General features: G+C 61.8%; 18 protein-coding genes. 11 read left to right on the top strand and 7 right to left on the bottom strand.

Translation table 11 applies throughout. The annotated features are described in order from the left end of the window. Nucleotides 1–25: 25 nt before the first annotated feature. Nucleotides 26–1,045 (top strand): KpsF/GutQ family sugar-phosphate isomerase, encoded by a 1,020-nt coding sequence (locus tag ABDX79_RS09255; RefSeq protein WP_346219998.1) that lies wholly within the window; start codon nt 26–28, stop codon nt 1,043–1,045. Between the two features lie 72 nt (nt 1,046–1,117). On the opposite strand, the gene ABDX79_RS09250 is transcribed toward ABDX79_RS09255, so the two are convergent. The 3 genes from ABDX79_RS09250 to ABDX79_RS09240 form a co-directional block, all read right to left on the bottom strand. Then, nucleotides 1,118–2,170 carry a magnesium transporter CorA family protein gene (locus ABDX79_RS09250; RefSeq protein WP_346219997.1) on the bottom strand — a complete coding sequence of 351 codons (1,053 nt, stop codon included), beginning with the start codon at nt 2,168–2,170 and terminating at the stop codon, nt 1,118–1,120. Between the two features lie 256 nt (nt 2,171–2,426). Then, nucleotides 2,427–4,172, bottom strand: coding sequence for an HWE histidine kinase domain-containing protein (locus ABDX79_RS09245; RefSeq protein WP_346219996.1), 1,746 nt, complete (start codon nt 4,170–4,172; stop codon nt 2,427–2,429). A gap of 282 nt (nt 4,173–4,454) precedes the next feature. Beyond that, the gene (locus ABDX79_RS09240; protein WP_346219995.1) at nt 4,455–4,850 is read right to left on the bottom strand and encodes a hypothetical protein; all 396 of its coding nucleotides are present in this window, start codon (nt 4,848–4,850) and stop codon (nt 4,455–4,457) included. A gap of 220 nt (nt 4,851–5,070) precedes the next feature. Between ABDX79_RS09240 and ABDX79_RS09235 the strand changes: the two genes are divergently transcribed. The 3 genes from ABDX79_RS09235 to ABDX79_RS09225 all read left to right on the top strand — a co-directional run bounded on the left by ABDX79_RS09235 (nt 5,071) and on the right by ABDX79_RS09225 (nt 7,385). Continuing rightward, nucleotides 5,071–6,750, top strand: coding sequence for a helicase HerA-like domain-containing protein (locus ABDX79_RS09235; RefSeq protein ID WP_346219994.1), 1,680 nt, complete (start codon nt 5,071–5,073; stop codon nt 6,748–6,750). Nucleotides 6,751–6,888: 138 nt separating this feature from the next. Beyond that, nucleotides 6,889–7,128 (top strand): NINE protein, encoded by a 240-nt coding sequence (locus tag ABDX79_RS09230; protein ID WP_346219993.1) that lies wholly within the window; start codon nt 6,889–6,891, stop codon nt 7,126–7,128. Then, nucleotides 7,125–7,385 carry a TM2 domain-containing protein gene (locus tag ABDX79_RS09225; RefSeq protein ID WP_346219992.1) on the top strand — a complete coding sequence of 87 codons (261 nt, stop codon included), beginning with the start codon at nt 7,125–7,127 and terminating at the stop codon, nt 7,383–7,385. The genes ABDX79_RS09230 and ABDX79_RS09225 overlap by 4 nt, the downstream gene beginning before the upstream one ends. 75 nt (nt 7,386–7,460) lie before the next feature. On the opposite strand, the gene ABDX79_RS09220 is transcribed toward ABDX79_RS09225, so the two are convergent. Then, nucleotides 7,461–9,032: an FAD-dependent oxidoreductase gene (locus ABDX79_RS09220; RefSeq protein ID WP_346219991.1), complete on the bottom strand. Its 1,572-nt coding sequence runs from the start codon at nt 9,030–9,032 to the stop codon at nt 7,461–7,463. Nucleotides 9,033–9,219: 187 nt separating this feature from the next. After that, the gene (locus ABDX79_RS09215) at nt 9,220–9,966 is read right to left on the bottom strand and encodes a L,D-transpeptidase (RefSeq protein WP_346219990.1); all 747 of its coding nucleotides are present in this window, start codon (nt 9,964–9,966) and stop codon (nt 9,220–9,222) included. Between the two features lie 212 nt (nt 9,967–10,178). Between ABDX79_RS09215 and ABDX79_RS09210 the strand changes: the two genes are divergently transcribed. The 4 genes from ABDX79_RS09210 (at nt 10,179) to ABDX79_RS09195 (ending at nt 13,538) form a co-directional block, all read left to right on the top strand. Then, nucleotides 10,179–11,063: a branched-chain amino acid aminotransferase gene (locus tag ABDX79_RS09210; protein WP_346219989.1), complete on the top strand. Its 885-nt coding sequence runs from the start codon at nt 10,179–10,181 to the stop codon at nt 11,061–11,063. A 156-nt stretch (nt 11,064–11,219) separates the two neighbouring features. Next, nucleotides 11,220–11,822, top strand: a complete 603-nt coding sequence (locus tag ABDX79_RS09205; protein ID WP_346219988.1) for a superoxide dismutase — start codon at nt 11,220–11,222, stop codon at nt 11,820–11,822. A gap of 184 nt (nt 11,823–12,006) precedes the next feature. After that, complete coding sequence (locus ABDX79_RS09200; RefSeq protein ID WP_346219987.1) at nt 12,007–12,468, top strand: c-type cytochrome; 462 nt, start codon at nt 12,007–12,009, stop codon at nt 12,466–12,468. 140 nt (nt 12,469–12,608) lie between these two features. Next, nucleotides 12,609–13,538, top strand: coding sequence for a cytochrome c (locus ABDX79_RS09195; protein ID WP_346219986.1), 930 nt, complete (start codon nt 12,609–12,611; stop codon nt 13,536–13,538). An 80-nt stretch (nt 13,539–13,618) separates the two neighbouring features. Here ABDX79_RS09195 and ABDX79_RS09190 read toward each other — a convergent pair whose 3' ends face one another. After that, the gene (locus ABDX79_RS09190; RefSeq protein ID WP_346219985.1) at nt 13,619–15,049 is read right to left on the bottom strand and encodes an MFS transporter; all 1,431 of its coding nucleotides are present in this window, start codon (nt 15,047–15,049) and stop codon (nt 13,619–13,621) included. A 232-nt stretch (nt 15,050–15,281) separates the two neighbouring features. Beyond that, entirely contained in the window at nt 15,282–17,396 is a 2,115-nt protein-coding gene (locus tag ABDX79_RS09185) for a S9 family peptidase (protein WP_346219984.1), read from the bottom strand. 274 nt (nt 17,397–17,670) lie between these two features. Here ABDX79_RS09185 and ABDX79_RS09180 point away from each other — a divergent pair, with 274 nt between their 5' ends. Genes ABDX79_RS09180 through ABDX79_RS09170 form a run of 3 tightly spaced genes read left to right on the top strand, consistent with a single transcriptional unit; the run spans nt 17,671 to nt 20,833 of the window. Next, nucleotides 17,671–20,040, top strand: a complete 2,370-nt coding sequence (locus ABDX79_RS09180; protein ID WP_346219983.1) for a putative monovalent cation/H+ antiporter subunit A — start codon at nt 17,671–17,673, stop codon at nt 20,038–20,040. Further along, a complete protein-coding gene (locus ABDX79_RS09175) occupies nt 20,037–20,456 on the top strand; it encodes a Na+/H+ antiporter subunit B (protein WP_346219982.1) in 420 nt (139 codons plus the stop codon). Before ABDX79_RS09180 ends, ABDX79_RS09175 begins: the two co-directional genes overlap by 4 nt. Then, nucleotides 20,456–20,833: a Na+/H+ antiporter subunit C gene (locus ABDX79_RS09170; protein ID WP_346219981.1), complete on the top strand. Its 378-nt coding sequence runs from the start codon at nt 20,456–20,458 to the stop codon at nt 20,831–20,833. Before ABDX79_RS09175 ends, ABDX79_RS09170 begins: the two co-directional genes overlap by 1 nt. Nucleotides 20,834–20,837 lie beyond the last annotated feature (4 nt).

The following is a 20,837-nucleotide window of genomic DNA, read 5'->3' as shown; positions in this document are numbered from 1 at the left end:
GCATGACAAGGCTGAAGAGTTTCCATTGCCCCAGACAACCAAAAGCGCGCTACTCACGTCCGCCGGCGACGAGAGCCAGACGACTGCCATCCTGTCCGCCCTTAGAACGATCGCGATAGAAGCCGAAGGGCTGAAAGCACTCAGCGACAATCTGGTAGGCGAGCGCGCTGCCGCGTTCGAGCGCTCGATCGGGCGCATTCTGGAGATGCGCGGCCGCATCGTCGTGACCGGTGTCGGCAAGAGCGGCCATATCGGGACGAAGATGGCGGCGACCTTCGCCTCGACCGGAACCCCCGCCTTCTTCGTCCACGCGGCGGAAGCCAATCACGGCGATCTGGGCATGATCGGGCGCGAGGACATCATTCTCGCCCTGTCGTGGTCCGGCGAGACGAACGAACTGAAGGGTATTCTCGATTATTCTCGGCGCTTCGGAATCACCCTGATCGCCATGACGTCGAAGCCGGATTCCGCACTCGGGCGGAGCGCCGACGAAATCCTGCTTCTGCCGCCGGCGACCGAAGCCTGTCCCCACGGTCTCGCGCCGACGACCTCGACCACGCTGCAGATGGCGCTCGGCGATGCGCTCGCGGTCGCACTTCTGGAGCAGCGCCGTTTCACGCCGCAGGATTTTCGCATCTATCATCCGGGCGGCAAACTCGGCGCCAGCCTCGTTCGGGTCGGGGATGTCATGCATCCGGGCGATGAGATGCCGCTCGTTGCTTCCGGTGCGCTGATGTCGGAAGCGATCCTTGTCATGTCGCGCAAGAGTTTCGGTTGCGTTGCGGTGACTGGTGATGGGGGCCGTCTCAGCGGGATCATCACCGATGGCGATCTGCGGCGGCACATTTCGTCGGATCTTCTCGCCAAGACCGTCGATCACGTCATGACGCGCGATCCGAAGACCGTCGGGCCGGACACGCTCGCGATGAGCGCGTTGGAGATCATCAACGCCTCGAACATCACCTCGCTGATGGTGGTCGGCGAGGAAAAGAAGCCGGTCGGCATCGTGCATCTGCACGATCTGTTGAGAATCGGGGTGGCCTGAGCGCCCAGCGCTCTTGCCTCGCCATCATTCCTGCCCGCTCGGCGGCGAGACGGCCTGGGATCGGACGAAGGGCTAGAACCAGCCCTTCGAGCGAAAATAAAGGGTCGGCAAAAGCGCCGACATGATCATCATCACGATCGCCATCGGATAGCCGAACGACCAGTCCAGCTCGGGCATGATCCGAAAGTTCATGCCGTAGATCGAGGCGATCAGAGTCGGCGGCAGGAAAGCCACCGAGGCGACGGAAAACACCTTGATGATGCCGTTCTGCTCGATCGAGATCATGCCGACCGTCGTATCGAGCAGAAAGGTCGTCTTGTTCGACAGGAAGGAGCAGAAGTCGCTGAGCGAACGAACGTCCCGCGACATGATCTTGAGCCGCCGCCTGAGGTTCTGCGAACCCTTCGCGCGGCCATCGAGGACAAGCTGAAGAAAGGGCGTGAGACGGTCGAAGACCGCAAGAGACTCGCGCACACGGGAGGCGAGATCGCCGGCCTCTCCGATCCGTTGAAGCAGTTTCTTGAATTCGGCCGTTCCGATCGGCTTCTTGCGGCTCGACGATGAAAAGATGTCCGACGCGATCTGATCGAGATCGGCGGAGATCGTTTCAAGGAGGTCAGCTACGCGATCGATGACGGTTTCCAGAATACCGACAAGCAGGCTCTCCGCCTGGTGATTTTCCCCGGCTGCCGACATGGCGGAAGAGGTGCCTGGCAGCGGCTTGTCATCCTTCTTCAGGCCCATGATCGAGGGATCGTGACACAGCCGGGCGGCGAAGATCTTGAAGCTTGTCGGATCGCTGTAGCGGATCGTCACCAGTCGTTTGGATGCGAGCAGGAAGGTGATGGGGGCAAACGAGGCCTGACCGTTGTGAAGACCGTGGATCACCGGAATGTTCATCACTTCGGCTGCGTCCTCGGTGTAGAGCCGGCTGGAAATCTCGATCTCCATCATCTCGGCCCGGGACGGGATCGTTGCCTTGACGAAGGTTTGAACCGCCTCGATCTCTGCATCGTCCGGCTCATGCATATCGATCCAGACGGACTCCTCCGGAATGGACTCGGCTTCGATGTCGATGGATCGACGGGTCATCCGGAGCTCGTCGGAGATGTAAGCGGTGATCATTGCGGAACGACCATCCTCTCGCTGTTCGGCTGTAGCCCTTAAAGACACAGCGGCTAACCGGCGTCCATGCAGGTGCGGGGGCCTCTCTTACGAAATCCGTTTGATGGCTTCGCGACAATCGATGTGAAAGAGGGGCATGCAATTCGGCCGGGCTTCAAGCGAAGCCCGGTCGAATTGTCCAGTCGATCATTCGAGAACACGGCTTTCGAAGGCCCGTCGGCAAACCAGGCTGGCTTGCGCCGGTCGTCCGGCTGGATCACACGGAATTTCCAGCTTTGCCCGAAACGGTTTCCGCGATCGGCTCGGCGCTTTCGGGCGGCGCTTCCAGCTGCCAGATGACACCTGTTTCCTCGAAGCTCATTGTTGCGGACCCGCCGAGACCGCGTGCCGTCATTTTCTGGGTGATGAGTGTGCCAAAGCCTGAGCGGCTGGGCTTCCTGACAGGCGGCCCCCCGCTTTCGCGCCATTCTATGGCAAATTTCTCGCCATGGGACCATGTGATCTGCACAAGCCCGTTGTCGACGGAGAGGGCGCCGTACTTTGCCGCGTTGGTCGCCAGCTCGTGAAGCGCGAGGCCGATCGTCTGGGCAACAGAAGCATTCACCTTAAGCCTTGGACCCTCGTAGCGGATTCGCTTGCTCTGCACCCCGAATGCGGAAAGCTGGTTCTCGATCAGAGCGGAGAGTTCCACGCTCTCCCACCCCTTGTTGGACAGAAGTTCGGCCGAGCGCGCGAGTGAGGCGAGCGCATCGGAGAGCGTGTTCAGGAATTCGCCGGTATCGGCGCTTTCCCGCGCCGCGCGCCGAGCGATGGCGGCGACCAGCGCATACTGGTTTTTCGCCCGATGGGTCATTTCGCGCATCAGGAGCCGGGTCTGTTCCTCGGCCTCGATCCGGTCGCGCGAGGCCCGGTTCAAGACCTTCGAGACCTCGCCGATTTCGGCGATATCCGTCGTCACGGTGAGGGCCGGCTCGCCGCGGCCGATGGCCTGGGCCTGTTTGGACAGCGCCAGGATGGGACGCGACACCCGTCGGCCCATCATGATGCCGAGGAACACGCTGAAGGCCGTCAGAACGAGGCCGAACGCAATCAACGTATACCAGGATCGCATGATCGGACGTTCGATCGCGGCGGTGGAAACGGTGACGATCGTGCGCCAGTGGGTAAGCGCGGAGACCTTCGAGGCATCGATGAGGTCGTCATTGTCGGTAAAGCCGGGCGAGGTCTTTCCGATGCCCTGCTCGATGATGCTCGGTCCGAACATCTGGCCGTTGGCGGCGCCTCCCGAGAATACCTGTTCGCCGTCCGCATCCTCGACGACGACGGACCAGGCACCCGGCAGGTTCTTCTCCTCGATAACCTCGTTGAGGCTATCCAGCGGCTTCGTCAACGCCACCACGTAGCGCGTGTCCTCGAGTTCCGTGGTCGGCACGGCGACCATAAAAACGAGCTTTCCTAGACGCGGATCGAAGGCGACGCCCGAGACGTCGGCGCGGCCCTTCGTCAGAGCATCATCGATGATCCGCTGTTCGTGCTGCTGCACGACGGGCTTGGCGGGCGCGTTACTCGTCGAGGCGACAAGTTCGCCCTGTTCGTCGATGAGATCGGCGACGATGCCGCTACTCCTGAGGGCGCGAATGGAACGATCTCTGAAGACCTGAAAATCCAGATTCTCGATCGTGCCCGAGGTCGCAAGGACACGGGCGGTCGCGAGCAGTCCGACCACTTCCCGGTCGAAGGCGTTCGAAACGATCTCGGCCATGTCGCCGACCTGAGCGCGGGCAAGTTCCTGCTGCTGGTCGGAGAAACGGAAGATAAGAAAGGCGCTGAACAGAAGGGCAGGCGCCAGAACCGTCAGCGTCAGCGTGGTCAGGTGGACGAGCAGCGAGGGACGCAGCAAGACATGGGCAAGACGACCAGGACGCAGGCCTCCCCATGGCGGCGACAAACGCCCCCACCGCAGTAGCCATCTCGACTGGCCCGCCCTTTTGCCGAGGCTCATGAAATTAGCTGCCCTGCTGCTGGCCGAAACGAAGCGATCATCCGTCCGGCTTTGCCATCGATAGGCCGTGGCCAAAGCTCAAGGCTCAGCAAATGCCATAAGCCTTGCGCACGGCGCTATAACTTTAACAGGAGTAGACCTGACATGAGTCGGCGTGACAAGCGCTGGAAACCCAAAGGAGAATCGGTTTCGTGATGTAAGGCGCTGATCACCGGGGGCTTTGCCGACCGGAACCGCCATGCGCCTTTACTGAAATGCCGGCGGAATGTTGCTTCTCGGCAACTACATATAGTCGCTCAGTCCCGGAACGGATTTCAGCGCGCGCTCGACCGTTTCGTCGCCGGCATGCTGTTTGGCGAATGTGACGAGTTCCTTGGCGACGGTTCTGATCTGCGGGACATCGAGACCAAGTCCGGTCAGCTTCGAGCCAAGCGCCATGATCGCGCTGGAGCCGGCGAGGGCACCCATCAGGCCGCCGAGCAATCCACCGCTTCCCGTCCGCGTTTGTCCCGCTTCGATGATCGCATCTTTTGCTCCGGGGATCGCGTCCAGCATCTCTTTCACCGCAGGCCCCTCTCCCTCGGCCTTGATGAATGCGAGGATATGTCCGACGGCAGCCCTGGTCGTCTGTGCGTCGAGCCCGGCCTCGCCGGCGATGCGAGTGAGAAGCTGTTCCATGCGTTCGTCTTTCCTTGGCTGGGGCGAAGGGCCAGCATGTGCGCGGCGGCACCGGAGAATAGGTCAGGCGTCTGAAACGCCAATGATTCCGCGTCCAGCCGTGTCCGTGGGATTGCGTATCATGGCCCGCGCGGGGCTCACGGTGATCAGGGCCAGCTTGTCCAGGCATGCCGGCAGGGGCTAAACCGGAGCGGTCGGCAAGGGGAGAGGGACCGCAGCTATGCTGGAAGACGGCAAGATCTATCTCGGCACGAGCCGCGATCCGGCGAATGCCAACAAGAAGGGCGAATATCTCGATCTGAAGCTCGCCAATCGCCATGGCCTCGTGACCGGCGCGACCGGCACCGGCAAGACGGTGACCCTGCAGATCCTCGCCGAGGGTTTTTCCGAAGCGGGCGTCCCTGTCGTATGTGCCGATATCAAGGGCGATCTTTCAGGCATTTCGGTGCGCGGCGAGGAGAAGGATTTCCTTGTACGAAGGGCGGCCGAGATCGGCCTCGATCCTTATTATCGCGACTATTTCCCCGTCGCCTTCTGGGACATCTTCGGTGAAAAGGGTCATCCCATTCGCGCGACCGTCAGCGAGATGGGCCCGCTCCTTCTTTCGCGACTCATGGATCTGACAGATGCGCAGGAGGGCGTCCTCAACATCGCCTTCAAGATCGCCGACGACGAGGGGCTTCTGCTCCTCGACCTGAAGGACCTTCAGGCGATGCTTGCCCATCTTGCCGAGAACGCGTCCGTCATCTCAAAGATCTACGGCAATGTCGCGAAGGCCTCGGTCGGCGCGATCCAGCGCTCTCTTCTGGTTCTGGAGCAGCAGGGCGCGGAGCAGTTCTTCGGCGAGCCGGCCTTGAGGATCCAGGATCTGATGGAGACCGATCGCGACGGTCGCGGCGTCGTCAATGTGATCGCGGCCGACAAGCTGATGATGAACCCGCGCCTTTACGGCACCTTCCTGCTCTGGCTCCTGTCCGAGCTTTTCGAGGAACTGCCAGAGGTGGGCGATCCTGAAAAGCCAAAACTCGTCTTCTTTTTCGACGAGGCGCACCTTCTTTTCGACGACGCGCCAAAGATCCTGCTCGAACGGGTCGAGCAGCTGGTGAAGCTGATCCGCTCCAAGGGCGTCGGCATCTATTTCGTCACCCAGAACCCGCTCGACGTGCCGGACGGCGTGCTCGCCCAGCTCGGCAATCGGATTCAGCACGCCCTGCGCGCCTATACCCCGCGCGAGCAGAAGGCGGTCAAGACTGCCGCCGAGACCTTCCGTCCGAACCCGGAATTCGACGCCTTCGAGACGATCACCACCCTCGGCGTCGGTGAGGCGCTGGTCTCGACGCTGGGCGCAAAGGGCGTTCCCTCGATGGTGGAGCGCACGCTCATCCGCCCGCCAGCGGCCAGTCTAGGACCGATCACCGATGAGCAGCGCGCGGACTTGATCCGCAAGAGCCATGTCGCCGGCAAATACGATTTTCCGATCGATCGGGAATCGGCTTACGAGATCCTGATCGGCCGCGCCGAGGAGGAGCTGAAGCGTGAGGAAGAGGCCCGTCAGCGGGAAGATGAAGAAGCGGAAGCCCGCCCCAACGAGGAAGGTGAGCGACGGGCGGAGGCCGCGCGCCGCCGGGAACAGGCGAGCGCGGACGAGCCTCGCCGCACCCGCACCGGTTTCCAGCTGCCGGATTTCGGCTTTGGTGGTCGTGACGACGCTCAGGATTACGACGACGAGGAGAGATCTTCGTCCCGCCGCGCACCGCGCCGCAAGCCGCGCTCCAGCCCGCGCTATCAGCGCCAGTCGGTGTCGGAAACGATCATGAAACAGGTCGGGCGAACGCTCGCTTCCACCGTGACACGGGCGGTCGTGCGCGGCATTCTGGGAAGCTTCAAGAAAGGGCGTTAGCCAGCTGACCTATTCAGGTAGCCTTGACTGAAAGGCGATTGGGGCCCGAACCTTTACGTCCGCCCATGGAAACACCACATCACAGGGCAGGATGCCGCTTGGAAATCGCGGCGAAGCTTGTGTGATGGAGCAGTGCAGATGGATGGCGAAAAGTCTCAGGCAACCTCATATATCCTGTGGTTTTGCTGCCTGTTCATCGTCTGTGGCCTGCACCGGTTCTATCTCGGCCGGCCCTGGACAGGCCTTCTCTGGCTTCTGACCGGCGGTCTTTTGGGCATCGGCCAGATCATCGATCTCTTCCTCATCCCGGGCATGGTCCGTGAGCAGAACATGCAGAGCCGTCTGGCCGGGTATGAAAACGACAGGCTTCGCCGATGACACTCGACCAGTCCTTGCCCGAGGAAAAGTCGAAGGCCGTTTCTTACCTTCTGTGGTGCTCCTGCTTCTTCGGGGTGTGCGGCATTCACCGCTTCTACAACGGCCGCCCGGTCTCCGGGACCATCTGGCTTCTCACCTTCGGGTTCCTTTTTATCGGCCAGATCATCGATCTGCTTCTGATCCCCGGCATGGTGCGGGAAGAGAATCTGGAGCGTCGTTTCGCCCTGCGCGAACGGGATGATCGCGGCCTGTTCTGATTCCGTCGCCGCGGATTTCATCATGGCGTGAAAAGGGGCGCCCCGTGAGCGCCCCTTTTGTTATTTTCGTCCCGCTTAATCGAGTAGTGAAAGCGGCTTCCAGCCAGCTTCTTTCAGCTTTTCGGCGCTGGGCACCGGATTGAACAGCATTGCGGCGTGAAGCTCGGCCGTTACATCCGCCTTGCCCCGTCCGATGCCCGCAACCACCTTGCCGTTCTTGATGTAGAAGGCGGTGTAGCTGCCTTCCTCGATATCGCCCTCGATGTGGACGTCGTCATAGCTTTCCGCATGACCCACGTAATGGATCGGCCCGTACTGCGCCGACCAGAAGAAGGGGACGCCGGAATAATCGCTCTCGTCGCCCAGCATGGCTCGTGCCGCGTGGCGGCCATGCTGTTCGGCAACGCGCCAGTGCTCTATCCGCGTCGAATATCCCCGCTTGGGCAGCGGAAAATCCGCCACATCGCCGCCGACCCAGAGCCGGTTTGCCGCCCTTAGCTTTGCGTCGACCGAAATCTTGCCGTCCTCTGCGAGATCGCCGAACGCGTCGAGATTGGGTTTTGCGCCAACGGCCAGAATGATCAGTCCGGCGCGGATCGTTTCGCCACCTTCGGTCGTCACGCCGGTCGCCATGCCGTCGGAGGCTTCGATCGCCGACACCTTGGAGCCAAGCTTCAGGGTCACGCCCTTCGACTTGTGCTGCTCGGCGATCTGCCTGGCGACGGCATCGCCCCATTTCGAGGCGAAGGGGAGCTCTTCCGGGGTGACGACCGTGATGGTCTTTTCGTCGCCCGCAAGGGCTGCCGCCGCTTCCATGCCGATGAAGCCCGAACCGACGATCACGATCTCTGTCTCGATCTCCGCCGCGTCGTGGAGGGCCTTGCCGTCTTTCATGGAGCGGAGCGTGAAGACGTTCGGCATATCGGCGTTTTCGAGCGGCAACTGCGATGCGCTGCTGCCGGGGGCGGCAAAACAGGCGTCATAGGTGAGTTCCGACGGCGCGCCTTTGCCTTCGAGCGTCAACTGCCGGGCTTCGGCGTCGATCTTCGTCACCTTCGCCTGGATGCGTTCGATGCCGAGGTTCTGTAATTCATCGGCACTGGCCAGCGTCATTTTTTCAGGGGTCGTGCCGCCCTTGAGATAGGCCTTCGAAAGGTCCGTGCGGTCGTAGGGCGGTGCGTCTTCCTGCCCGATCATGACGATCCGGCCATCAAAACCCTGCTTCACGAGCTCCTGAGCGCAGGCAAGCCCGGCAGCGCCCGTTCCGACGATCGCGAAGACGGCCTCGCCACCGGTCTTGCGTTGGCTCTTGTCGACCTCCGGCCGATGGGTCTCGGCGCCATCCGGCACCTCGACCATGATTCGGCCGTTTTGTACCGAGACCACGAAGCGCGCGAGGCAGCCCTGACCCGGCGGCTCGATATGGTCGCCGGTGTCGAGATCGAAAATGGCGTGATGCCAGGGGCAGATCACCGTATTGCCGACCCGCGTTCCGTTCTTCAGGGGCGCGCCCTTGTGGGTGCATTTCGCGCCGGTCGCGAAGACGCGGTCGCCATCTCGGGCGAGAAGCAGCTTGGTTTCGCCGACTTCGACCTCTTTCAGCTCGTCGGGCCCCAGTTCGTCGAGGCCGAGGACATCGTGCTGCATGTATCGTCCATCCTGTTGATGCGGGGGCTGAACCGCCGCGTTCGCGTTTGTGTCGATCAAGGAACCAACTCGGAAGACGGAGGGGACGTTCCGAATCGAAACCGTTTTGACCGTGTGCAGGTGCCCGAAACAAAAACGGGCCGCCCATGGCGACCCGTCGAGCAGATTGAGAAAAGTTGGTTTGCGCTCAGGCGATGCCGCCCTGGGTGACCAGAACCTGTGCCCCCGAGGGCACGCGGTCGTAGAGATCGATGATATCCTGGTTCATGAATCGGATGCAGCCTGAGGAGTTGTTCGTGCCGATCGTCCAGTATTCCGGTGAGCCGTGAAGGCGGTAGAGCGTGTCTTTTCCGTTCTGGAAGAGGTAGAGCGCGCGAGCGCCCAGCGGATTGCCGATACCCGGTTCCATGCCGCCATTCTCCGCCGAATATTCGGCAAGCTCCGGCTTTCGCTGGATCATCTCGGCCGGCGGTGTCCAGGTCGGCCACTTCTTCTTCCACTGTACCTTGGCGCGGCCAGCCCATTCCATACCGGCCCGGCCGACGCCAACGCCGTAGCGCATGGCCCGGCCCCCCGGCTGGACGAGATAGGCGAACTTGTTTGCCGTATCGACGACGATCGTGCCGGGAGCCTCGCCGGTCGGATCGTCGACCTCGCGGCGGTAATAGATCGGATTGACGCGGGAGAGATTGACAGCCGGAATTCGGAACCCACCGTCATACATAGCGTCATACATTTCGCGATAACGGGCATTCGGCGCCTCATAGGATGCCCCGGAGCGGCTGTCGTAGCCTGACGCGCCACCATCGGCGTTGAACGCCGACATGCCTATGATGCGGGCGCGAGGACCTGAAGGCGAGCAGCCGGTAAGGGCGGCGCCTGCGGTCAAACCAAGACCCACGAGAAATGTGCGTCGCGAAGGAAGCGCGGTCATGTTCGATTTTCTCCAGCCTACCGATGAGGCGCTCTTTTCGGCGCTCACACTTTTCTTTCGAAGTCTAAGCCTTGCATGATACATCCGGTTCCGTATGTTTCGCCAGTTTTCACGCCCAAGTGATCACACGCATGAATGGTTCGTGCCGGAGCGACGCTGCGCAAGCCGGCTCGCAGGCGTTGAGTGAATGTGAAAGTAGCAGGATCAATCGAATGGCGCAGGACGCTCACGGCAAGGCGGAACGACACTCACGCACCTGGTTCGATGGCGAATGGCACGAGGGCGCGCTGAACTGCGTGAGCCCGGCGACCCATGGTCTCTGGCTCGGCAGCTCGGTCTTCGACGGGGGCCGTTGGTTTGAGGGGCTGGCGCCAGATCTCGATCTGCACTGCCAGCGCGTCAATCGTTCAGCGCGGGCGATGGGGCTCGAGCCGACCATGTCCCCGGAACAGATCGAAACGCTGGCGCTCGAGGGCGTTGCCGGTTTCGACGGGAAGACCGCGATTTACGTCAAGCCGATGTATTGGGCGACGTCGGGCGGGTTCATGGGCGTGCCGCCCGAGCCGTCTTCGACCGTTTTCTGCCTCTACCTCTTCGAATCCCCGCTGATGGAACCGACGGGCTTCACCCTCGGCCTTTCGCCGTTCCGGCGACCGACCTTCGAGGTCGCGATGACCGATGCGAAGGCAGGCTGCCTCTATCCCAATTCGGGCCGGGCAATCACCGAAGTTCGCGCGCGCGGCTTCGACAACGCGCTGATGTGCGACATGCTCGGCAATGTCGCCGAGACCGCGACATCGAACGTCTTTCTCGCCAAGGACGGCGTCGTCATGACGCCGATCGCGAATGGCTGTTTCCTCTCGGGGATCACCCGCGCCCGCGTCATCGAATGCCTCAGGGCCGATGGCGTGGAGGTGGTCGAGAAGACGTTGACGCCTCGGGATTTTCTGGAGGCCGACGAACTCTTCTCGACCGGCAACCATTCCAAGGTCGTCCCGATCACGCGGTTCGAGGACGTGTCCTTCCAGCCGGGCCGCTTCTACAGGCGCTCGCGCGACCTCTATTGGGACTTCGCGAAGTCCCGCGCCGCCGCCTGAGGTCGTCAGGTCGGGAAAAATACTGATACGGAATTCATCTCCAAGCGGTGGCATTGCGCCGCATCGCCTCTAACTTGTGGTGCAGAGACGGGAACTGGCCTGATGGCTCTGCCGCCCGTCACAAAAGCCCTTGCGACTAAAAAAGGAGATGAAACAATGGCTTTCGAGCTTCCAGATCTTCCCTATGCCTACGATGCGCTCGGTCCTTACATGTCCAAGGAGACGCTCGAATATCATCACGACAAGCACCACAACGCTTACGTGACGAAGGGCAACGACCTCGCCAAGGAAGCCGGCATGGACGGCAAGTCGGTCGAAGAGATCGTCAAGGCCTCCCACGGCACCAACCAGGCGCTCTTCAACAACGCCGCCCAGCACTACAACCATGTTCACTTCTGGAACTGGATGAAGCCGAATGGCGGCGGCAAGAGCCTTCCCGCTTCGCTTGAAAAAGCGTTCGAAAGCGATCTCGGCGGCTATGACAAGTTCAAGGCCGATTTCGAGGCAGCCGGCGCCGGCCAGTTCGGCTCGGGCTGGGCCTGGGTCGCGGTCAAGGACGGCAAGCTGGAAATCATGAAGACGCCGAACGGCGAGAACCCGCTGGTTCATGGCGCGACGCCGATTCTCGGCGTCGATGTGTGGGAGCATTCCTACTACATCGATTACCGCAATGCCCGTCCGAAATACCTCTCGGCCTTCGTCGACAACCTCATCAACTGGGACTATGTCGAAGAAATGTATCGTAAGGCAACGAGCTGATCCGACTCCGCTCGCCCATTGAAAAAGGCCCTGCCGGTTCTGCCGGTGGGGCCTTTTCTATTGCGGCGTCAGCTGGATCCGATCACGCCCGTGTCACGGACTGTTGTAACGGAAAAATTGCCACTCGGCGAAGCGCCCTTATTCTTGTCTGGAATCGTTCCAGAACCAAAGGCTCGACCGAACCATGCGCAAGTCATCCTATCGCATCTCGGCATCCGTCATCGTGGCGGCCGGCATGCTCACCGCCGCTAGCGCCGTCGCCCAGAACGCGGCACCCATCGAGGAGCGGCAGAAACTCATGAAGGAAAATGGCGATTCAGCGAAAGCCGCCGGCGCCATGCTCAAGGGCGAGGCACCGTTCGAGGTGGCGAAGGCCCAGCAGATATTCACCGAGATGCACGAGGTCGCGATGAAGTTCGGCGACTACTTCCCGGAGGATTCCCAGACCGGGAATGATACGGAGGCAGCGCCCGCAATCTGGGAGAAGCCGGAGGAATTCCAGGCTGCGCTGACCAAGTTCGAGGACGACACCTCGGCGGCGATGAACGCGAATGTCGACAGTCTCGATGGGTTCAAGCAGCAGTTCGGCATGGTCGCCCAAAACTGCAAGAGCTGCCATGAAGAGTTCCGCATCGACAAGGATTGAGTGCTGCCTCATCCGTTTCGGCCGGTGATCGTTGAGAGACAGTCGCCGGCCATTCGACGGGGCTCAGCCATCGCCTCGCACCGGTTCCTCTCGGATTGGCAACCGAATTTCCGCGGTATCCAAAACGTCTTGGCGGTCCCATGAAACGCGCGCTCATCGTCATTTTTGCCGCCCTCGTCGTTGTCATCGGCGTGGGTTGGCTGTTGACTTCCCCAACGCGGCTGGATGCGGCGGCGCTTCCTAATCCCGAGACCGGCGTTGCGAAACGCGGCGAACAGATCTTCTGGGCCGGCGGCTGCGCATCCTGCCATGCAGGCGGGGACGCCGAGGGAGAGGATAAGCTCCGCCTTGGCGGCGGCGATCCGATCAAATCCGATTTCGGGACCTTTCACGCGCCGAATATCTCGCCCGATCCCGAAGCGGGGATCGGCAGCTGGAATTTCGTCGATTTCGCCAATGCGGTGAAAAAGGGCGTTTCGCCGGACGGCACCAATTACTACCCGGCTTTTCCCTATTCGTCCTATGAGCGCATATCGGATCAGGACCTCACGGATCTCTGGGCGTTCATGCAAACGCTTCCCGCCGTGGCAGGCAGGGCGCCCGAAAACGACATCCCGTTCCCCTTCAACATTCGGCGCGGGATCAGTGTGTGGAAGCTTGCCTTCCTCAATGACCCATCCAGACCCATCATCGTCTTGCCGGACGATGCAGGAGATGCTGTGCTGCGCGGACGCTATCTCGTCGAGGCGCTCGGCCATTGCGGCCAATGCCATACGCCACGCTCGTTCTGGGGCGCGGGCGGCCTCATCGAAAGCGAATGGCTTGCCGGCGGTCCAAACCCGGACGGCAGGGGCCGCATCCCCAACATCACGCCTTCGGACGCAGGAATCGGATCGTGGTCCGCATCCGACATCGCCTATTATTTCGAAAGCGGTTTTACGCCGGACTTCGACTCCGTGGGCGGGTCGATGGTGGAGGTGCAGGAAAACCTTGCCAAGCTGACCGACGAGGATCGGGCGGCGATCGCCGCCTATCTCAAGGCCGTGCCTGCGATCGGCAGCGACCAATAGCCGGCCTCGTCCAGACGCATGACCTGGATTTCGGCAGGCAACCGAAGGAGACCGAAGAGAGCCGGTCTCTAATCATGGAGCTATTGCTCGACACCTGAGGGCAGGCGGCTTGCCAGCAAGGCCAGCGTCAGGAAAAGCGCGATCTGAAGACCGAGCGCGGCTTCGAAGCTTGCCTTATAGGCGTCCGGGGATGACCCGCCGGCAAGAACGCCGAAAAAGATCTGGCCGAGCACGGCCACGCCGAGAGCGCCGCCAATCTGCTGAAACGTCTGCAAGGCGCCAGATCCGGAACCGGCGTCGCGGTTGTCTACGACCGTCAGGATGGTCGCAAAGAGCGGGGCGACGGTGATGCCCATGCCGAGACCGGCGATCACGAGGGGCGCGAGAAAGGCCCAGTGATCGAGGTCCTCGGTCACGCCGAACACGATGTAGAGAAGCGTTGCCATGCCGCTTGCGAGGATCAGCGGTCCCGTCACGAGCCGCGCTTTGGCATAGGCCGAGCCGAACTGGCCGGAGATCAGCGAAGCGATGAAGACGCCCACGGAAAAGGGTGTCGTGGTCAGCCCGGATTCCAGCGGCGTGAAGCCGTAGCCCACTTGAAGGAAGATCGCGATCACGAAGAAGAAGCCCGGGATGCCGGCGAAGAGCGTCGCCGTCATCGTAAGCCCAAGCAGAAAATGGCGGTTCGTGAGAAGGCTGACCGGCAGAAGCTGCGTCTCCTGCCGGCGCGCACGCCGGGCTTCCCATCGAACGAAAGCGGCCGCGCATGGGATGGCGAGCGCCATCATGGCGAAGCACCACCACGGCCAGCCGAATTCGCGGCCTTCCACCAGTGGAAAGATCACCGTGAAGACGCTCAAGGCGGCGAGCGCCACGCCGCCGATGTCCACGGGTTCATAGTCGCCGCGTTTCGTCCAGGGGATCAGCCGCCAGCCCATGACGAGGGCAAACAGGCCGATGGGAATGTTGACGAGGAAGATCGGCCGCCAGTCCAGACCGTAGAAATCGCCGGCGATCAGCGCGCCGCCCGCAAGTGGGCCGGTGACCGCGGCCATGCCGGCCGTGACACCGAAGAGCGAGAACGCAAATCCACGCTCCTCACGCGAGAACGTGACCTGAACGAGGGCGAGAACCTGCGGCATCATCATCGCGCTCGACATGCCCTGAACGAAGCGGGACGCGATCAGGAGATCCACGGTCGGCGCAAGGCCGCACAGGGCCGAGCCGATGGTGAAGCCGAATATGCCGATGAGAAACATCCGCTTGCGCCCGACGATGTCGCCGAGACGCCCGAACGGCAGAAGCCCGAGGGCAAAGAACAGGATATAGGCGGCGACGACCCATTCGATCTGCGAACTCGAAGCGCCGAGATCGGCGGTGAGGCTTGGAATCGCGACGTTGACGATGGTTACGTCGATCAGATTCATGAACCCCGCAAGCAGCAGGACCGCGAGAATGATCCAGCGACGCGGATCGGCTTCCAAGCTCTCCTCACCTTTGGTCTCGGGCATCGTCACGGACATCGGCGTCTTTCATTGGCGTGCGGGAGGCAGGCGAGGGGAGCTGCCCGGCTTACAAGGCAAAATCAGGACAGCCATACGCCGGCTCTCTGCCCCGATTCGGCCAGGTGAAGCTTATGGAGCGCTGTCATGCCTTCCATCGCATGCCGTCGTCCTCCGTGCGAGGCCGTCCGGCAGGGAGAACGCAGTCAGTCGATGATAGCGGCGGAGGCGGCCGCCGGGATCAAAGTGTTCCCGTCATCTTCAGCGCGAAGGCGTAGATATAGGCGACCTCTTCGAGCTTGGTAAAGCGCCCGGAGGCGCCCCCATGCCCCGAATCCATATTGGTGCGAAGGATGATGGGATTGTCGTCCGTCTTCATCTTGCGCAGTCGTGCAACCCACTTTGCAGGCTCCCAATAGGTGACGCGCGGATCGGTGAGGCCGGCGAGTGCCAGGATCGGCGGATAGTCCTGTTCCTTGACGTTGTCATAGGGACTGTAGGACGCGATCACCTGATAGTCTTCCCCGGAGAGGATCGGATTGCCCCATTCAGGCCATTCCGGCGGGGTCAGCGGAAGCGTGTCGTCCAGCATGGTGTTGAGCACGTCGACGAAGGGGACCACCGCGACGATCGCGCCGAAGGTGGCTGGTGCCATGTTCGCCACCGCACCCATTAGCATGCCGCCCGCCGAGCCTCCATGGGCGACGATGCGGCCTTGGCTGGTGAATTTCTCCGCTGCGAGATGATCGGCCGCGGCGATGAAGTCCGTGAAGGTGTTCGCCTTGTTCTGCCGCCGGCCCGCCTCGTACCAGGCAAACCCCTTGTCCTTGCCGCCACGGATATGGGCGATGGCGTAGACGAACCCCCGGTCGACCATCGACAGGATATTCGTGCTGAACGAAGCGGGGATCGACATGCCGTAGGAGCCGTAGCCGTAAAGCAGGCACGGGGCCGAACCGTCAGTCGGCGTGTCCTTGTGGTGAACCACCGAGACCGGCACCATCTCGCCGTCCTTCGCGGGCGCGAAGATGCGCCGCGCCACATAGTCCTCCGGGTTATGGCCCGAGGGAATTTCCTGGGTTTTCAGGAGCGTGCGCTCGCGGGTCTCGACATTGTATTCAAATGTCTGGGCCGGTGTCGTCATCGAGGAATAGGAAAACCGAATGATCTCGGTGTCATATTCGTAGGTGCCGATCAGCCCCAGCGAATAGGCTTCCTCTTCGAAGGCGATCGAATGTTCGGGGCCGTCCGTCGGATCGTCGCTGTTGTTGAACGCCTTGATCACGATCCGTGGGAGACCGTCCCGCCGCTCCAGCCAGACCAGATGCCGCTTCAGCGCGAAGTGGTTGATGATCAGGCGGCCGTCCTCATGGGGAACCACGTCTCGCCAGGATGAACGCTCGGGCGCGTCCAGCGGGGTCGTGACGATCTTGAAATCCCGTGCGCCATCGGCGTTCGTGCGGATGTAGAGGCAGTTCTCGCCCTCGTCGACATCGTATTCGACACCGGTCTCGCGCTCGGCGATCAGTCGTGGTTCGGCGGCCGGATTGGAGGCCGGTATCATCCAGCATTCGGACGTTTCGTGGTCATGGATGTCGATCAGAACGATCCGGCCGGACTGGCTCTTGCCGACGCCCATGAAGAAGCCGCTATCGGTCTCCTCATAGATCAGCTGATCTTCGTCCGGCTCGGTACCGAGGGCGTGGTAGAAGACCTTGCTGGGCCGGTGGTTCTTGTCGAGGCGGGTATAATAGAAGCCGCGCGAATGGGAGGCCCACGCCGCGTCTCCGCTCGTATCGTGGATCACCGTGCCGGTGTTTTCGCCCGTCTCGGCATCGCGGATGGCAAGGAGATAATATTCCGAGCCCTTGTCGTCATAGGACCAGGCGAGCGTGGCGTGGTCGGGCGAATGGCTGACGCCGCCGAGGGAGAAATAGGCCTTGTCGGCGGCCTCCTTGGGACCATCGACGAGGATGAGCGGGTCGCTCGACGTCTCTTCTCCGCGCCGGTAGCGCACGAATCTCGGATATTCCGCGCCGGTTTCGTAGGAAACACCGTAGGAAAAATCGCCGTCCGGCGCGGGAACCGACGAATCGTCTTCCTTGATGCGTCCGCGCATCTCCGCCATCAGCGTTTCGCGCAGGTCTTTCGTGTCGCCCATCACCGCTTCGGCATAGGCGTTTTCCGCCTCCAGGTGCTTGCGGATGGCTGGATCGAGAACGGTCGTATCCTTGAAGACATCCTGCCAGTTCGGCGCCCTCAGCCAGGCATATTCATCCGATCTTTCAATACCATGGCGCGTATCGCGCTCGATCAGGCGTTCGGCCTCGGGTGGGCTGGGAAGGTCAACGGGCATTCAACTCGCTCGGGATTGGGAGGCGTCTTGAAGTCGACAGCGCGACCGCGCCGCCGAGGGTATGAAGGCTTCCACGATAGCCGATTGGGCGGCGCGTGCAAAACGACGGCCAGTTCGCCACCTACCATTTCGTGACCAGATGTTACCGCAACGGGCGTGGAGAACGCGGTTTCGCGGCCGCAACGGCTTGCCCCGAGCGAACACGGTTTCTATGAAGTAGGGACCGATGTGTTCGGAGAGCCGAACGTGAGACGCGAGAGGGGATAAGGCGCTGATGGACGAATTGAACGGCTTCGTCTCCGAGTTCGGCTATGTCGCGCTTATACTGCCATTCCTCGCGGCGGCCCTCGCGCCTCTTCTCACCTCCGTTCTGAAATCACATTCAACCTGGCTTCTCGCCCTCGCGCCGGCTGCGGCCTTCATGATTTTCCTGCGCGGCGTCTTCGAGGTTGCCCAGGGCACGGTGTATCGCTGGGGCTTTGAGTGGATTCCCTCCTTCGACGTCGCGTTCTCCTTCCGGCTCGACGGGCTTTCGATGGTCTTCGCCCTGTTGATCACCGGAATCGGCACGCTGATCATCCTTTATGCCGGCGGTTACATGAAGGGGCACAAGGATCAGGGCCGCTTCTACTCGTTCATGCTCATGTTCATGGGCTCGATGCTGGGGCTCGTCGTCGCCGATGATCTCATCACGCTCTTCGTTTTCTGGGAGCTGACCTCGATCACGTCCTTCCTTCTGATCGGCTTCGATCACACCCGCGAGCGGGCGCGGCGCGGTGCGATCCAGGCGCTGGTCATTACCGGCGGCGGCGGATTGGTCCTCCTCGCGGGCGTCATCGTCATTCGCGAACTCTTTGGTCTGACATCGCTCACCGCGATCCTCGAAGCCGGCGACGTCCTGCGCGACAGTCCCTATTACTGGGTCGTTCTGGTCCTGGTGCTCGGCGGCGCCTTCACGAAATCGGCGCAGATGCCGTTCCATGTCTGGCTGCCGAACGCGATGGAAGCGCCGACGCCCGTCTCGGCCTATCTGCATTCGGCGACCATGGTGAAAGCCGGCGTCTACCTGCTCCTGAGGCTACATCCCGCGCTGGGCGAGACCACGCTCTGGATGACGATCCTGCCGGCATTCGGTGCCGTGACCCTTGTGGTCGGGGCTCTGCTCGCCCTGCGAGCAACGGACATCAAGATCACGCTCGCCTATACGACGCTCGCCTCCCTCGGTCTTCTCGTCATGATGATCGGGGTGTCGTCGGAGACGGCGATCGGGGCGGCGGTCCTCTATCTGATTGCCCATTCCTTCTTCAAGGGCGGGCTCTTCATGGTGGCGGGGTCGGTCGACCACAGCGCCCACACCCGCGAGATCCACCGGCTCGGCGGCCTTGCCAGACCCATGCCGCTGACCTTCATCGCCGCTCTCCTCTGCGCGCTGTCCATGGGTGGTCTGACGCCTTTCATCGGCTTCCTCGCCAAGGAGGAGATCTATTACGCGCTCGGATACGCGGACGCCTATCACATCGCCATTCTCGTTGCGGCGATTGCCGGAAATGCGCTGATGTTCGCGGCCGCGTTCATCGTCGGGCTGCAGCCCTTCATCGGCGCCAAGCCTGCCCATATCGATCATCCGCATGAGAGCGGCTTCAGGGTCTGGTTCGGACCTCTGGTTCTCGGCGTCATGTCCTGTGTGGGCGCGATCTATTACGGCGTCTATCACGAGTTGTTCTCGATCCCGATGGCGAGCGCGTCCTACGGCGCGCCGGTCGATATCGATATCAGCTGGATACCCCATCTCAACCTTGCCTTCGCACTGTCCTGCATCACCATCGCTCTCGGCGTCGTCATCTATCTTGTGTCCTCACGGTTCCGGGCGATCCTCGCCAGCCTCCTTGCGGCTATCGGATGGGGGCCCGACTACGGCTTCGACCAGCTGATGCGCGGCCTGGTTCGGTTCTCGTGCTTCGTGACGCGGATCGTTCAGCCGGGACGGCTCGACTATTACATGACGTCCACCGTGTTCGTGGTGACCGTCGCCCTGTTCGCGTCCATGTGGTGGGCCGGTGGCTTCCCGGAGATGCCGGACTATCCAGAGGGCATTCTTCTCCTCGAATACATCGCCCTGGCGCTGGTTCTGATCGGCATCGTCGCGGTGGTCCTCGCGAAGAACCGCCTGACCGCGATCGTCTCGCTCGGCATCCAGGGCTTTGCGGTGGCGCTGATCTTCATGCTTCAGGGCGCTCCGGATCTCGCCTACACCCAGTTCATGGTGGAGACCCTTTCGGTGGTCATCCTCGCGCTCGTGATGACACGCCTGAAGCTCTCGCCGACCGATCACCGGCCGCTCTCCCAGAAGCTGCCCGATGCCTCGCTTGCCGTTCTCGTCGGCGCGGCCTTCGGCCTGTTCCTTCTCAAGGTGATTCAGACGCCCTTCGACGACTCTCTGTCGAAATTTTTCGAGACGTACAGCTATTCGATCGCCCACGGCAAAAACATCGTGAACGTCATTCTCGTCGACTTCCGCGGCATCGATACGATGGGTGAGATCGGCGTCGTCATGGTCACCGGTCTTGCTGTCCTCGCTCTCATCCGCATCCGGGTCGGCCGGATCGGCAAACGCCAACCCGATCCGTTGGAGCAGACGCCATGAGAACGATCATTCTGCGCTTCACGGCGCCGTATCTGACGGCGCTGATGGCTCTCTTTTCGATTTTTGTTCTCCTGCGCGGGCATAACGAACCGGGCGGCGGGTTCATCGGGGGGCTCATCGCGGCATCGGCCTTTGCGATCTACGGTATTGCAAGCGGGGTCGCGCCGGTTCGTCGCGCGATGGTTTTCCATCCCGTCGCGATCGCGGGGGCGGGCCTTATGCTGGCCGTGCTGTCCGGTCTGCCGTCGGTTTTCACCGGCCATGAATTCCTCACGGGCGTATGGGCCTTCCCGACCTTCCTCGGAACTGAGATCGCACTGTCTTCGGTTCTGTTCTTCGATATCGGGGTTTATCTCGTCGTGGTCGGCACGATTTCGTCGATCGCGCTCGCACTTGAAGAAAGGGAGTCCGACTGATGGAGGTCGCGCTTACCCTCGTCGTCGCCGCACTTTACGGCGTCTCGTTCTATCTCCTGATGTCGAAACACATCATCCGGATGCTGCTGGGTGTCGTTCTTCTCTCGAATGCGGTCAATCTGTCGATCTTCGTCAACGGACGACTGACGACGATGGCGCCGCCGCTGATCCCCAACGGCGTCGACGTTCCAGTCGATCCAATCTCCAACCCGCTGCCACAGGCTCTCGTTCTGACGGCCATCGTGATCGCGTTCTCGTTCTTCGCGTTCCTGCTCGTCCTGTCCTACCGCGCCTATCAGCAGCTCGACACCGACGACACCGACGAGATGCGCGTCGCCGAACCTGAGGGGGAGGGGCTTCCGCCCCTTGGATACTGAGCCT

This window comes from Fulvimarina fulva (assembly GCF_039652615.1).
Lineage (GTDB): Bacteria > Pseudomonadota > Alphaproteobacteria > Rhizobiales > Rhizobiaceae > Fulvimarina.
The sequence above is the reverse complement of the archived record's forward strand: the minus strand, read 5'-3'. Positions and strand labels throughout refer to the sequence as shown.

Excerpts from the sequence above, each read along its gene's own strand:
- ABDX79_RS09195 (WP_346219986.1), top strand. The coding sequence starts at position 12,609 with ATGAAACGCGCGCTCATCGTCATTTTTGCCGCCCTCGTCGTTGTCATC.
- ABDX79_RS09235 (WP_346219994.1), top strand. The coding sequence starts at position 5,071 with ATGCTGGAAGACGGCAAGATCTATCTCGGCACGAGCCGCGATCCGGCG.
- ABDX79_RS09200 (WP_346219987.1), top strand. The coding sequence starts at position 12,007 with ATGCGCAAGTCATCCTATCGCATCTCGGCATCCGTCATCGTGGCGGCC.
- ABDX79_RS09225 (WP_346219992.1), top strand. The coding sequence starts at position 7,125 with ATGACACTCGACCAGTCCTTGCCCGAGGAAAAGTCGAAGGCCGTTTCT.
- ABDX79_RS09245 (WP_346219996.1), bottom strand. The coding sequence starts at position 4,172 with ATGAGCCTCGGCAAAAGGGCGGGCCAGTCGAGATGGCTACTGCGGTGG.
- ABDX79_RS09185 (WP_346219984.1), bottom strand. The coding sequence starts at position 17,396 with ATGCCCGTTGACCTTCCCAGCCCACCCGAGGCCGAACGCCTGATCGAG.
- ABDX79_RS09230 (WP_346219993.1), top strand. The coding sequence starts at position 6,889 with ATGGATGGCGAAAAGTCTCAGGCAACCTCATATATCCTGTGGTTTTGC.
- ABDX79_RS09170 (WP_346219981.1), top strand. The coding sequence starts at position 20,456 with ATGGAGGTCGCGCTTACCCTCGTCGTCGCCGCACTTTACGGCGTCTCG.
- ABDX79_RS09205 (WP_346219988.1), top strand. The coding sequence starts at position 11,220 with ATGGCTTTCGAGCTTCCAGATCTTCCCTATGCCTACGATGCGCTCGGT.
- ABDX79_RS09250 (WP_346219997.1), bottom strand. The coding sequence starts at position 2,170 with ATGATCACCGCTTACATCTCCGACGAGCTCCGGATGACCCGTCGATCC.
- ABDX79_RS09240 (WP_346219995.1), bottom strand. The coding sequence starts at position 4,850 with ATGGAACAGCTTCTCACTCGCATCGCCGGCGAGGCCGGGCTCGACGCA.
- ABDX79_RS09210 (WP_346219989.1), top strand. The coding sequence starts at position 10,179 with ATGGCGCAGGACGCTCACGGCAAGGCGGAACGACACTCACGCACCTGG.
- ABDX79_RS09175 (WP_346219982.1), top strand. The coding sequence starts at position 20,037 with ATGAGAACGATCATTCTGCGCTTCACGGCGCCGTATCTGACGGCGCTG.
- ABDX79_RS09220 (WP_346219991.1), bottom strand. The coding sequence starts at position 9,032 with ATGCAGCACGATGTCCTCGGCCTCGACGAACTGGGGCCCGACGAGCTG.
- ABDX79_RS09215 (WP_346219990.1), bottom strand. The coding sequence starts at position 9,966 with ATGACCGCGCTTCCTTCGCGACGCACATTTCTCGTGGGTCTTGGTTTG.
- ABDX79_RS09190 (WP_346219985.1), bottom strand. The coding sequence starts at position 15,049 with ATGCCCGAGACCAAAGGTGAGGAGAGCTTGGAAGCCGATCCGCGTCGC.
- ABDX79_RS09180 (WP_346219983.1), top strand. The coding sequence starts at position 17,671 with ATGGACGAATTGAACGGCTTCGTCTCCGAGTTCGGCTATGTCGCGCTT.